General features: G+C 72.1%; 11 protein-coding genes. 7 read left to right on the top strand and 4 right to left on the bottom strand.

All coding sequences use genetic code 11. The features are described 5' to 3' along the window. Positions 1–50: 50 nt before the first annotated feature. Positions 51–893, bottom strand: coding sequence for a helix-turn-helix transcriptional regulator (locus JAO81_RS34360; RefSeq protein WP_199551902.1), 843 nt, complete (start codon positions 891–893; stop codon positions 51–53). Positions 894–1,185: 292 nt separating this feature from the next. Here JAO81_RS34360 and JAO81_RS34355 point away from each other — a divergent pair, with 292 nt between their 5' ends. After that, on the top strand, positions 1,186–2,130 hold the full coding sequence (locus tag JAO81_RS34355; RefSeq protein ID WP_199551901.1) for an SDR family oxidoreductase: 945 nt from the start codon (positions 1,186–1,188) through the stop codon (positions 2,128–2,130). Positions 2,131–2,151: 21 nt separating this feature from the next. Here the strand turns inward: JAO81_RS34355 and JAO81_RS34350 are convergent, their stop codons facing one another. Beyond that, positions 2,152–3,273, bottom strand: coding sequence for a glycerol dehydrogenase (locus JAO81_RS34350; protein ID WP_199551900.1), 1,122 nt, complete (start codon positions 3,271–3,273; stop codon positions 2,152–2,154). Positions 3,274–3,598: 325 nt separating this feature from the next. Here JAO81_RS34350 and dhaK point away from each other — a divergent pair, with 325 nt between their 5' ends. Further along, complete coding sequence (gene dhaK, locus JAO81_RS34345; protein ID WP_199551899.1) at positions 3,599–4,594, top strand: dihydroxyacetone kinase subunit DhaK; 996 nt, start codon at positions 3,599–3,601, stop codon at positions 4,592–4,594. 63 nt (positions 4,595–4,657) lie between these two features. After that, a complete protein-coding gene (gene dhaL / locus JAO81_RS43790; protein ID WP_199551898.1) occupies positions 4,658–5,824 on the top strand; it encodes a dihydroxyacetone kinase subunit DhaL in 1,167 nt (388 codons plus the stop codon). A gap of 118 nt (positions 5,825–5,942) precedes the next feature. On the opposite strand, the gene JAO81_RS34335 is transcribed toward dhaL, so the two are convergent. Both JAO81_RS34335 and JAO81_RS34330 read right to left on the bottom strand, forming a co-directional pair. Next, positions 5,943–7,919: an FAD/NAD(P)-binding domain-containing protein gene (locus JAO81_RS34335; RefSeq protein WP_199551897.1), complete on the bottom strand. Its 1,977-nt coding sequence runs from the start codon at positions 7,917–7,919 to the stop codon at positions 5,943–5,945. Beyond that, a complete protein-coding gene (locus tag JAO81_RS34330; protein WP_199551896.1) occupies positions 7,916–8,950 on the bottom strand; it encodes an amino acid ABC transporter permease in 1,035 nt (344 codons plus the stop codon). The genes JAO81_RS34335 and JAO81_RS34330 overlap by 4 nt, the downstream gene beginning before the upstream one ends. A 641-nt stretch (positions 8,951–9,591) precedes the next feature. Here JAO81_RS34330 and JAO81_RS34325 point away from each other — a divergent pair. The 4 genes from JAO81_RS34325 to JAO81_RS34310 all read left to right on the top strand — a co-directional run. Next, on the top strand, positions 9,592–10,734 hold the full coding sequence (locus JAO81_RS34325; RefSeq protein WP_199551895.1) for an LLM class flavin-dependent oxidoreductase: 1,143 nt from the start codon (positions 9,592–9,594) through the stop codon (positions 10,732–10,734). A gap of 100 nt (positions 10,735–10,834) precedes the next feature. Next, entirely contained in the window at positions 10,835–11,824 is a 990-nt protein-coding gene (locus JAO81_RS34320) for an ABC transporter substrate-binding protein (RefSeq protein WP_199551922.1), read from the top strand. A gap of 51 nt (positions 11,825–11,875) precedes the next feature. Then, positions 11,876–12,640, top strand: a complete 765-nt coding sequence (locus JAO81_RS34315) for an amino acid ABC transporter ATP-binding protein (protein ID WP_307814037.1) — start codon at positions 11,876–11,878, stop codon at positions 12,638–12,640. Between the two features lie 76 nt (positions 12,641–12,716). Continuing rightward, positions 12,717–13,178, top strand: a 462-nt coding sequence (locus JAO81_RS34310) for an LLM class flavin-dependent oxidoreductase (protein WP_199551894.1), incomplete at its 3' end; no start/stop codon positions are given.

Genomic DNA, 13,178 nt, shown 5'->3' with positions numbered 1-13,178 from the left:
TCCGCACCACGGCACAGTCCGGCCCCGGCTCCCGGTCCGCCGGCGGGGCGCTAGCGAAGCGTCTGCGTCCCGAGGACGGAAAGGAGCTCCAGCTTCTCGTAACTCTCGCTGCCGGGCAGGGCGGTGTAGACGAGCAGGAAGTGCGACTGGCCGGGTTCGAGCAGGGTCTGGCAGGTCAGCTCCAGGGCGCCGACCTCCGGGTGGACGAAGCGCTTCACCTCGTGGGGGCGGATGCCGACCTCGTGCGCGTCCCACACCGCACGGAACTCCTCGCTCTGCGCGAGCAGCAGATCGGCGAGGTGGGCCGCGTGTGACCCGGGCCCGCGCAGCGTGAGCACCCCGCGCAGGCCGGAGGCGAACATGCGGGTGAGGAAGGCGTGGTCCTCGGGCGCGTACAGGGCGCGCGAGGCGGGGTCGGTGAACCAGCGGTAGCCGATGCTGCGGGCCGGGCCGGTGTAGCCGGTCAGATCACCGGTGAGCGCGACGCCGAGCGGGGTCTGCCGCAGCGTCTCGCCGAGTTCGGTGACGATCTCCGCGGGGGTGTCGTGCAGCCGGTCGAAGACACGGAGCATGCCCGGGCCGATGTGGTCGCTCGCCGTGCCGGGGACGGGCGGGTGGTGTCCGGCCAGCCGGAACAGATGGTCGCGCTCGTCGAGGGAGAGCCGCAGCCCCTGCGCGATGGACGCGATCATCTGCTCGGACGGCTGCGGGCCGCGTTCCCGTTCGAGCCGTGCGTAGTAGTCGGTGGACATGTGGCAGAGCGCGGCCACTTCCTCGCGCCGCAGTCCGCTGGTCCTGCGGCGCCTGCCGCGCGGGAGGCCGACGTCCTCGGGCTGCAGCGCCTCACGGCGGCGCCGCAGGAACGCGGCGAGCCCGCCCCGGTCGATCGCCAACGCGGCCTCCTTTGCCGGTGCACCTGTTCTGCCGTCGGCGCACCCACGCTGCCGGTGCACTTCTTCTGCCGTCGGTGCACCTCCGCAGCCGGTGCAGTTCGTCCGCCGGCCCGCGGACCGTCCCGGCGCGCAGACCGCTCATGCACCTTTCTACCGGCCGCGCAGCTCCGTATCCACGCCTTCTCGATCCCCCTTTCCCGAGCGGCGGAGCGCCTCGCCCGGGGGCAGGATGGCCGGTGATCGCCCTCGCGGACGGCGACATCAGCCGCCCCACATTCCCGGGAGTGAACCCATGCCCCGCAAGCCCATCGACGTCACCGTCCCCGGCCTCACCGGGCGGCGTGCCGTCGTCACGGGTGCCAGCGACGGCATCGGGCTCGGTATCGCCACGCGGCTCGCGGCGGCCGGGGCCGAGGTCGTCCTGCCCGTACGCAATCCCCGCAAGGGCGAGGCGGCGCTGGAGACCATCCGTCGCACGGCGCCCGGCGCCAACGTGTCGCTGCGCGCCCTCGACCTGTCCTCGCTCGACTCGGTGGCGGCACTCGGCGAGACCCTCCGCGGCGAGGGGCACCCGGTGCATCTGCTCATCAACAACGCCGGCGTCATGACCCCGCCCGACCGGCAGACCACCGCCGACGGGTTCGAGCTGCAGTTCGGCACCAACCACCTCGGCCACTTCGCCCTGGTGGCCCAGCTCCTTCCGCTGCTGCGCGCGGGCCGGGCGCGGGTGACCTCCCAGGTCAGCGTCGCGGCGAACCGGGGCGCCATCAACTGGGACGACCTCAACTGGGAACGCTCGTACGACGGCATGAAGGCGTACAGCCAGTCGAAGATCGCGTTCGGGCTCTTCGGACTGGAACTCCACCGGCGCAGCCGGGCCGGCGGCTGGGGCATCACCAGCAACCTCTCCCACCCCGGGGTCGCGCCGACGAACCTGCTCGCCGCGCGCCCCGAGGTGGGACGCGACAAGGACACCCTGGGTGTACGCGTGATCCGCGCGCTGTCCTCCCGCGGCATCCTCGTCGGGACGGTCGAGAGCGCGAAGCTGCCCGCCCTGTACGCGGCCACCGCCCCCGACGCCGAGAGCGGCCGGTTCTACGGTCCGGGCGGGCCCGGCCACTTGGGCGGCCCGCCCGCACGGCAGAAGCTGTACTCCCGCCTGAACAAGCCCGAGGACGCCCGCCGTATCTGGCAGCGCTCGGAGGAGCTGACGAAGGTGACCTTCCCCGGCAGCTGAGGCGAGCCGCGGACGCGGCCCTCAGGCCGCGTGCTTCCTCGCGTACGCACGGGCGTAGGCGTCACCGCCGACCAGGGCGTCGGCGACCATCTGCGGGGTCACCGCGAACGGCATGTTGTGCGTCGTCTCGCCCTGTGCGGTCGAGGCGCGGCCGATCGCCAGGAGCTCCTCGCGGTCCGCGTCGCCGAGGCCGATCCCGGCGAGCGTGGTGGGCAGGCCGACGGCGTGGCTGAACTCGAGGTACGTGTCCAGCTCCGTGGTGGGGGCGCCTTCGAGGATCAGCTGGGCGAGCGTGCCGATGTTGACCTTCTCGCCGTGCATCATGCCGTGCACCTTGTGCGAGACGGTCAGGCCGTTGTGGATGCCGTGGGCCGCGGCGAGACCGCAGCTCTCGAAGCCGAGGCCGGACAGGAGGGTGTTCGCCTCGGTGATCTTCTCCAACGCCGGGGTGACCACGTGCTGTTCGGCCGCGAGGCGGGCCTGCGGCCCGTACTCCATGAGCGTCTCCCAGCACAGCTTGGCCAGGGCAAGCGAGGCACCGGTGGCCAGGCCGCCGGCCATCGCGGTGCGCTCGGCGGCGACACAGACCCGCGCCTCGTACCAGGTGGCGAGCGCGTCGCCCATGCCGGAGACGATGAAGCGCGAGGGGGCGCCCGCGACCAACTGGGTGTCGACGAGCACCAGGTTGGGGTTGCGGGAGAAGAAGGAGTAGCGCTCGAAGGCGCCTTCCTCGGTGTAGATGACGGCGAGCGCGCTGGTGGGCGCGTCGGTGGAGGCGACGGTCGGTGCGCTGACGACCGCGATGTCACCGCGGGCATGGCCGACGGCCTTGGCGGTGTCGATGGCGGTGCCGCCGCCGATGCCGATGACGACGTCCGCGCCCGCCCGCTCGGCGACCGCGGTGATGCGGTCGATCTCCTTCTGGGTGCACAGACCGCCGAAGACCTCCTTGGTCAGCTTCACGCCGGCCGCGGACAGGGACTGCGTGACCGCCTCGTCGACCAGGGTCCACACGCCCTTGTCCGCGAGGACGACCGCGTTCTCGCCGAGGCGTGCCACGTGCTCACCCAGGGTCTGCACGGCGCCCGCGCCCTGCACGTACTTCGGCGGGCTGATCATCATGCGGGTGGCGACGGTATTCATGGTGCGACCTCCTGGGGCGAGCCGTCACAAGGACGGCTATTCCTGCTTCATCGAAGAAATACAATTCACCGCGACCGGTGACCGGAGTGTGCCACAGAAATTCAGCGGGAAAGAAATGCACCGAAGAGGGGTCTTTGTATCCGTCGAACCGGGACCAAAGACCTATGCGACCCCCTGCAGCCGAGGTTAATCTTCCGGTAAAGCTCCCCCCGGGCGCCGATATTCAAGGATTTTCCGGCAGGCTATTACGCCTTCTATTTTCGGCATTCCCGTGCGCTTCGCCCTACGCAATTCAGTCGTACGGAAATCAAAGGAGAAGTCCGTAGTGAAGAAGCTGATCAACGCTCCGGAGACCGTGGTCGCCGACGCCCTGCGCGGTATGGCGGCCACGCACCCGGAGCTGGCGGTCGACGCCGAGGCCGGGATCGTCCTGCGGGCCGGCGGCAAGGTGCCCGGCAAGGTCGGGATCCTGTCCGGCGGCGGCAGCGGCCACGAGCCGCTGCACGCGGGCTTCGTCGGGCGCGGCATGCTGGACGCGGCCGTCGCGGGGCCGGTGTTCACCTCGCCCGTGCCCGACCGCATCGGCCAGGCCACCGCCGCCGTGGACGCCGGCGCGGGTGTGCTGCACATCGTCAAGAACTACACGGGCGACATCCTCAACTTCGGCATGGCCGCCGAGGACGCGGACGACGACGGCATCAAGGTGGAGACCGTCGTGGTCGACGACGACGTCGCCGTCGCGCGCGGCGAGGGAGCGGGCCGCCGCGGCACGGGCGCCACCTTGTTCGTGGAGAAGCTCGCGGGCGCGCTGGCCGAGACCGGTGCGCCGCTCGCCGAGGTGGCCGCGCTCGCCCGCAAGGTCAACGAGCGCAGCCGCAGCTTCGGCGTGGCCCTGTCCTCGTGCACGACTCCGGCGAACGGCGCGCCCAACTTCACGCTCGGCCCGGACGAGATCGAGATCGGCGTCGGTATCCACGGCGAGCCCGGCCGGTACCGCGGGCGGCTCACCACCGCCGCCGAGACCACCGAGATCATGCTCGACGCCGTGCTCGCGGATCTGCCGGAGGCCTCCGGCGACCCGGTGATCGTCCTCGTGAACGGGCTCGGCGCGACCCCGCCGGTCGAGCTGTACATCGTCCGCGCCGAGGTCGAGCGGGTCCTCGCCGCGCGCGGCATCCAGGTGGCCCGCTCACTGGTCGGCAACTACGTCACGAGCCTCGACATGGCCGGCTGCACGATCACGGTGTGCCGCGCCGACGAGCAGATGACCGGCCTGTGGGACGCGCCCGTGCACACCCCGTCCCTGCGCTGGGACGCCTGAGCCCCGCTCCCCCTCGATCCGCTTCCCGCCTCCCGCCTCCCTCTCGTCAGGAAGACCAGTCCGATGACTGCCAAGCCCGAGCCCACCCCCGAGCACACCCCTGAACTCGCCCTCGATGCCGCCTACTTCGGCCGCTGGGTCGGCGCCGCCGCTCAGCTCTTCGAACGGGACGCCGCCCGGCTGACCGCTCTCGACGCGGCGGCCGGTGACGGCGACCACGGCGCGAACATGGTGCGCGGCTTCGGTGCCGTGCGCGAGGCCGCCGCGCAGCACCCGTCCGCCACCCCCGGTGAGCTGTTCTCTCTGGCCGGCACCACGCTCACCAACTCCGTGGGCGGCGCGTCCGGTCCGCTGTTCGGCATGGCGCTGCGCCGTACCGGCAAGCGTCTGGGCGCCGCCGAAGCCGTCACCCTGCCGGAGTTCGCCGCGGCACTGCGGGCCGGCGCCGAGGCCGTCGGCAAACTGGGCGGTGCCGTACCCGGCGACTCGACGCTCCTGGACGCGCTGCTGCCGGCCCTGGACGCGCTCGACGCACCGGGATCCGCCGAGGACGCGCCCGACGTCCGGGAGATCACCGGCGCGCTGTCCGCCGCGAGCGCCGCGGCGCTGTCCGGCGCCGAGAGCACCGGGGCGATGCAGGCCAGGAAGGGCCGCGCCAGCTACCTGGGCGAGCGCAGCATCGGTCACGAGGACGGGGGCCCCCATTCGGTCGTGCTGCTCTTCCACGCCCTGGTGCTCGCCCCCGACCCCGCGTGGTCCCCGCGCCCCGCGGCCGCCGCCCGGGCCGAGGAGCCCACGAGCACGGAGAACGCGGCCGCCACGGGCGGCCGGGTCGGCGTCGTCCTGGTCTCGCACAGCCGTGAAGTGGCCGAAGCCACCGCCGAGTTGGCCAAGGCCATGGTCGGCTCCGGCGACATCGCCCCGGTGTACGCGGCCGGCGGCACCGACGACGGCCGGATCGGCACCAGCGCCGAGCGCATCCACGCGGCGGCCCTCAAGGCCGACGAGGGCAAGGGCGTCGCCGTCCTGTGCGACATGGGCAGCGCGGTCCTGACCGTGCAGGCCCTGCTCTCCGGCTCCGACGACCGCGTGCTGCCGGCCGGCACCCGTATCGTGGACGCCCCGTTCGTCGAGGGCGCGGTCGGCGTCGTCGTCACCGCCTCGGTGGGCGGCGACCTCGACATGGTCCTCGCGGCGGGCGAGGACGCGCGCAACTACCGCAAGGGGTAAGGCTCCTCGAACGGATGCCGCACAGGTGACGCACGTGCCCCTCGCCAGACCTGAGCCCCAGGGCGAGGGCACGCATCTTCACTGCCGCAGGACCTGAGCCCCAGGGCGAGGGCACGCATCACTGCCGCAGGACCCGAGGCCCGGCCGGCCGCCGCTGCCCCCGCCCACCGGATTCGCGCAAGGCGTTCAGGACCGCACGAGCCGTGGAGTCGTTCTGGCGGAAGGCCGGAGCGTTGGTGCGGGGGCGGGCGAAGGCGGCTATTCCGCGGCTGTTGGTCGGGGCGCCCAGGGCGATCCGGCGGGGGTGGGGGCGACCGAGGGACGGGTCGATGACGCGGCCGTCGGCGGGCGTCACGGTGAGCAGCCCCGAGCGATGGGTGTACGCGGGGTCGGCGATGACCTCCTCGGCCAGCGCACCCTCCCGGCGCAGACCGCCGAGCAGGGGGTCCTCGGTGCGTTCGAGCGAAGCCTGAGGCAGATACGCCTCGATGAGGGCGGTGGCGTGCGTGATGTGGCCGGGGACCGTGCCGGAGGTCGCGGTGAAGGTGCCGGTGGTGTCGTCGGTTCCGATACGGACGTCGGCGCCCAGGAACCGTACGACGCCCGCGCGGGAGAGCGCGAGGAGCTGCCGCAGCCGGAAGCCGGGCGGTCCGGAGGCGAGGAAGCCGAAGAAGCCGCGCCACCAGCCGTCCAGGTCCTCGGCGACCGTACGGGCGGTGAGCCGGCCGGAGGCGACCAGGCGCGGCAGCTGTCCGTAGACGGAGAGCAGCGCGAGGAACGCGCCGAGGTCGGCGCTGAACTCCTGGTTCTCGCGGCGCCCGACATCCTCGGTGATGCGGGCGCGCAAGTGGTCCTGGAACGCGTCCGGTTCGGGGAAGGTCCGCCCGGCCAGCGGGCGGTCCAGGGCCTCGAAGTCCAGGCGGTCCGCCGGATCGGGCACCGCGGTGGCGACCAGGGCGGCCAGCTCCGCCGAGTACCAGCCGAGCCGGTCGTACGCGGCCCGGAACTCGGGCCAGGGCAGCGCGGTGCGCTCGGGGTGCGTGTGGAACAGCTCGTGGTAGTGGCCGAAGCCGATCTCCTTGGCCATCAGCGGCCATACGTCCTGGCGCAGGTCCAGCGGACGGTCCTCGGCGACGAGCGCGTCCACCGCGTCCGGGCCGAAGTGGCGGGGCAGGGGCGGGCGGGGGCCCTGCAGCCGGTAGCGGGTTTTGGAGTGGTACGGCACACCGCGGCGTGATCCGACATGGAGCACGGGCTCGCGGCCCGAGGGCAGATAGGTGAGGGTGCCGTCGGGTGCGGTGCGGAAGGTGCCGCCGCGGCCCTCGGTGAGCAGCGCCATCACGTCGATGAAGGCCAGGCCGAGACCGCGCACGATGACCTGTTCGCCGGGCCGCGGCGCGGACAGATCGGCGTCGGCGGTGAACTGCGGCGGGAGATGGAAGCGACCGTGCCGCCGGGCGAACGCGGCATGCGCACGGTGGCGCGTGTCGGGCAGGGAGCCGAGGTGGCCTTGGGCGAGCACCACGAGGTCGGCCGTGAGCGGGGTGGCACCGTCGGCCAGACGCACCTGCTGCGGGCCGTCCTGCGGGCCGGTCACGGCGGTCGCGGTGGTGCGGTGCCAGGTCACGGTGACCGTGGGCGGCAGTTCGTTCAGGACGCGCCGGAACACCCAGTCCAGATAGGCGCTTTGGGCGCGGCGGGTGGGGAAGTCGGTGGGGCGCGGGGGGCGCGGTCGGGCCAGGACGCCGGGGTCGGCGGGTCCCGTGACCGGCTCGTGGCGCGGACCGCGGCCGGAGAACTGCCCCGCCCAGGCGGCCAGGGACGGTCCCGGACGCACGGGGCCGTCCACGGTGGAGGACTCGTCGGTGAACATGGTGACGTCCTCGGCCATGGAGTTCATCCGCAGCAGCGGCGACTGCTCATGGCGCCAGATCCGGCCGGGGCCCGGCGGGTGCGGATCCACCAGATGGACAGCCAACTCGCCTGTCTCGTCCCACAGTTCGGGTGCGTTGGCCGCGATGCGTTCGAGCAGTCCGGTGGCGCGCGGCCCCGCGCCGACGACCACCAGGACGGCCGGGGGCGTGGAGTCGGTCACCGCCCGCCGCCGCCCGCCGGGCGGGCGGCGGGGGCGGTCACCTTGCTCAGCCACCGGCGTACGGACCCGAGGTGGATCCGTACGCGCTGCAACGGGGTGGGCGCCAGCGCACGGGAGTTGCCGCGCGCGTAATGGCGCTCGACGTAGTACTGGCCCGCGCTGAGCACACTGGTGACCGCGATGTACCAGAGCGTGGCGACCATCAGGAGCGGGATGACCTGGTACGTCTGGTTGTAGATCAACTGGGCCGAGTACAGCAGGTCGTGCACGGCCAGGACGCTGACGATACTCGTGCCCTTCAAGGTGCCGATCAGCATGTTTCCCGCGGTCGGCACGATGGAGCGCATCGCCTGCGGGATCACGATCCTGCGGAGGGTGCGCCGCTTGCTCAGGCCGAGCGCCTGCGCGGCCTCGGTCTGCCCGGACTCCACGGAGAGGATGCCGCCGCGCACCACCTCGGCGGCGTACGCGCTTTCGTGCAGGGTCAGTCCGATCACGGCGGTGAGGGTGGGGCCGAGCAGGTTCACCGTCTTGACGGTGAGGAACTCCGGGCCGAAGGGGACCCCGAGGCTCAGCGTCGGATAGAGGGCGCCGATGTTGAACCAGAACAGGAGCTGCACCAGCAGCGGCGTGGACCGGAAGACCCAGACGAAGCCCCAGCTCAGGGTCCGCAGCACCGGATTGACGGACAGGCGCATCACCGCCAGGACGGTGCCGAGCAGAAAACCGAGCACCATCACCACGCCGGTCAGCCACAGGGCGAGGAGCAAGCCGTCGAGGACAGCCGCGGTGGTGAAGTAGTCGCCCACCACGCCCCATTGGAAGGCGTCGTTGCGGACCACCGAGTTGAGGACCATGGCGAAGACGAGCAGCGCCACGGCGGCGGTCGCCCAGCGGCCGACGTGCCGGCGCGGCACGATACTCGGCGTCTCGGAGCCGGCGTGCTTGGCGGCGTGGAGTTCGCCTGCGGGCAGGGGCACGGCGTCGGCCGGCGGTACGGGGGCCGAGGTGACGTCGGGAGGCATGACCATGGAGGGCTCCGGGAGGGAATCGCGGGCGTGGGCACCACCCGGGCGCTCGCGGGAAGCGGCCGGGGGTTCGCGTCGTCACACGCTCCGCGTCCCTCAACGCGGCCGGACGGCCCGCCCTTGCGGGGCGGGCCGGTCCGCCGTCGATCGTATGGGCGCTCCGTGCGGAGCCGTCAACAGGACGAGGCAGCCGTACATGCGAACAACACATGACTGCAACAAACCCCAATTCCCCTTGTTCCAGGGCCAGTTGAACGGTCCACCATCCGGGCGTCGCTTGACGGGCGGGACGGCGTCCTGCTCAATGGAGCGCATGCCTGCCACAGAGCGCTTGGTCACGCGCGATCACATCGACTTCGGTCGGGTGTGGTCCGCGGCGTGTTGCGTCTGACCCGGCAGCGGGCCGCCCGGACCGGCCCTTCCCTCCCTCGGTGACCCCGTCGCGGGCCGAGTTCTGAACCTTCCGCGCGCTGCCGCGATCCCCCGTTTTCCGGCACGTACTCCTGACGTGCCCTCCTGACGCTTCACGTCGTCACACACCCGTATCACCGCCTGCCGTCTACCTTGACGGTCCGTCACCCCTGCCCACACACACGGCAGTTCGACCTGCCCCTGTGCCGCCGCCCGAGAGAGGTCTCCTCCCCATGCCCGTGGAATTCCTCGGTATCGCCGCCACCAACGACGGCTCGGAAACCACCGCGCGCTCCGGCGCCGCCTTCGACAAGCAGTACACACTCCGCCTCGGCCGCGCCCACGAGGAGCACGGCTGGGACCGGGTGCTCTTCGCGTACGGGTCCGGCTCACCGGATCCGGCACCGGCGGCCGCGTACCTCGCCAGTCACCTGGACACGCTGCAGATCCTGCTCGCCCACCGGCCGAACGTCTCGTATCCCACGTTCGCCGCGAAGACCTTCGCCACCCTCGACCGGATCAGCGAGGGCCGCCTGACCGTGCACTTCATCACCGGCGGCGACGACCACGAGCAGCGCCGCGAGGGCGACGCGCTCACCAAGGACGAGCGCTATGCCCGCACCCGCGAGTACATCGGCATCGTCAAGAAGATCTGGACCACGCACGAGCCCTTCGACCACGAGGGCGAGCACTATCTCTTCCACGACTTCGTCAGCGATGTCTTCCCGGTCCAACAGCCGCGCCCGAACGTGTCGTTCGGCGGTTCGTCGCCCGCGGCCTACGCGGCGGGGGGCCCCGAGGCCGCCATCTCCGGCCTGTGGGGCGAGCCCCTGGCGAAGACGGCCGAGCAGATCGAGGCCGTGAAGGCCGCCGCCAAGGCGGCGGGACGCACCGATGTGCCGCGTATCCAGGTCGCCTTCCGTCCGATCATCGCCCCCACCGAGGAGCTGGCCTGGGAGAAGGCCCATCGCACGGTCGGCGCGATCCGCGAACGGCGCACGTCCGGTCTCGTCCGTCACCACCGTCCCGGCTCCCCTGAGGCTGCGACTCCTCAGAACACCGGTTCCCAGCGGCTGATCGCCATCGCCGAGGCGGGCGAGCGGTACGACCGCGCGCTGTGGACACCGACCGCCGCCGCGACCGGTGGCGCGGGCAACTCCAACGCGCTGGTCGGCACCCCGGAGACGGTCGCCCAGGCGCTGCTCGACTACTACGACCTCGGCGTCGACATCCTCTCCGCACGCGGCTACGACCTGCTCGACGACGCCATCGACTTCGGCCGCTATGTGATCCCGCTGGTCCGCGAGGAGGTCGCCAAGCGCGACGCCGAACGGGCCGAGCGCGGGACGCGGACGCTCACAGCGGTGAACGGATGACCTCCGCACCGGAGTTGGCGGTCACCGAGGTGACCGTCGCGCGCCATCGAGCAGCACCTCACCGTCCACCCCACCCGGGAAAGGCCCCCGCCCCGTGAAGATCCGCGCCATAGGAACCCGTCTGCGCCTGGCCGCCGGCCTGGCCCTGCTGCCGCTGCTCGCCGTGACCGCCTGCGGGTCCGACTCCGGTCCCGGCGCCGTCCGGGCGGGGGCGCAGCCCCCCGCCGCCCCGGCCGCCGCCCCGGTGGCCGCCGTACGCAAGGTGGAGTCGGCCGCCGCCCTGCTGCCCGAGGACGTACGGAAGGCGGGCACCCTGCGCGTCGGCACCTCGGTCGGTTCCCCGCCCGGGGCGTACTACCCCTTGGGGTCATCCCGCTCGAACGGGGCCGGGAGCGGCGGAGGTTCGGGCAAGGCGCCGGCCGGGCAGGACATCGACCTCGCGGACGCGGTCGCCAAGGTGCTCGGTCTGAAGCTGCAGCGGCAGGACGCGTCCTTCGAGACGATCCTGCCGGCCCTCGGCAGCGGCAAGTACGACTTCGGCACCGGCAACTTCGGTGTCACCGCCGAGCGCCTGAAGACCATCGACTTCGTCACCTACATCAACGACGGCCAGGGCTTCGCCGTGAAGAAGGGCAACACGGAGCTGGGCAGGAAGGTCACGGACCTCACCCAGCTGTGCGGCCTGACCATCGGCACCGGCGCGGGCACCACCTTCGAGGCGACCCTCACGGAGCAGCAGGGCGTGTGCGCGAAGGAGGGCAGGAAGCCGTACGACGTGAAGGTCTACTCCGACAACGGCGCGACCCTCACCGCGCTGCAGCAGGGCCGGATCGACGTGATCATGTCGACGATCAACGGCCTGCGGTACCAGGCCGCACAGGCCGCGTCGGGGACCACCTTCCTCGGTGAGTTCCACCGCCTCGACGTGGGCTTCGCCTTCAAGAAGGGCTCCCCGCTCACCAAGGCCTTCCAGGCCGCCGTCGACGAACTGATCAAGGACGGCACGTACGCCCGGATCCTGAAGAAGTGGGGCACCTCGCCGTCCGCGATCGAGTCCTCGCGGATCAACCCGCCCGAGCACAGCCGATAGCCGGGCGGAGCGACCGCCATGCCTTCCTTCCCAGTCCCCTGGAGACACCCGATGAGCGATGTGATGGTGGACGTGCACGGCGTCCACAAGAGCTTCGGCCCCCTGGAAGTGCTGCGCGGCGTCGACCTGCGGATTCACGCCGGCGAGGTCACCGTGGTCCTCGGCCCGTCCGGCTCGGGCAAGTCCACACTCCTGCGCACCATCAACCATCTGGAGAAGGTCGACCGCGGCTGGATCAGCATCGACGGCGAGCTCATCGGCTACCGCCGCGCCGGGGACAAGCTGCACGAGCTCAAGGAGAAGGACGTCCTGCGGCAGCGCACCCATATCGGGTTCGTCTTCCAGAACTTCAACCTCTTCCCGCATCTGACGGTCCTGGAGAACCTCGTCGAGTCACCCGTCTCCGCGCTGCGCCGGCCCCGCGAAGAGGCGGAGGACACCGCGCGCCGGCTGCTCGACCGGGTCGGTCTCGCCGACAAGACCGACGCCTATCCGCGCCAGCTCTCCGGCGGCCAGCAGCAGCGCGTCGCGATCGCCCGCGCGCTCGCGCTCTCGCCGAAGGTGCTGCTCTTCGACGAACCGACGTCGGCGCTCGACCCCGAGCTGGTGGGTGAAGTCCTGGACGTCATCAAGGACTTGGCCCGCAGCGGAACCACCATGGTCGTCGTCACACACGAAATCGGCTTCGCCCGGGAGGTCGCCGACACCGTGGTGTTCATGGACGACGGAGTCGTCGTGGAACAGGGCCCTCCCGCAGCCGTCCTCGACCGCCCACGGCACGAGCGCACCCGCGCCTTCCTCTCGAAGGTCCTCTGACCCGGATCGATCCGCCCGGGCCCCCGAAGACCGACAAGTAGCCACCGCCCCGCAGCGACGCACAGGACCGGATGCCATGCCCCGAGAACTCCATCTCTCCGTCGAACTCGGCGGGAGTCCTACCGCCGCACTCCGCGGGAACCACCCCGCCGAGTCCCACACCGCCCCGTACTGGAGCGAGCTCACCGACCTCGCCGAGCAGGGCGCCCTCGACTTCATCACCCTCGGCGACTCCTTCGCCCCACCGCCCGACGACCACGCCGGCCGGCTCGACCCGGTCGCGGTACTCGCCCGTATCGCGCCCACGAGCCGCCGTATCGGCCTGGTCCCGACCGTCACCACCACGCACACCGAGCCCTTCCACACCGCCACCGCCCTGGCCACCCTCGACTTCGTCAGCGAGGGCCGCGCCGGGTGGCTGGTCGAGGTGTCGGGCACCGCGGCCGAAGCCCGGGCGGGCGGCCGGCGGGGGGCCCCCCCCCCCGGCCGGCCGGGGGGGGCGGGGGGCGGCGCCCCCCCCGGCGCCGCCCCGCGCGGG

Source organism: Streptomyces sp. N35 (genome assembly GCF_016464295.1).
GTDB lineage: Bacteria > Actinomycetota > Actinomycetes > Streptomycetales > Streptomycetaceae > Streptomyces.
Note: the sequence above shows the minus strand (reverse complement) of the source record. Positions and strands in the feature narration are given on the sequence as shown.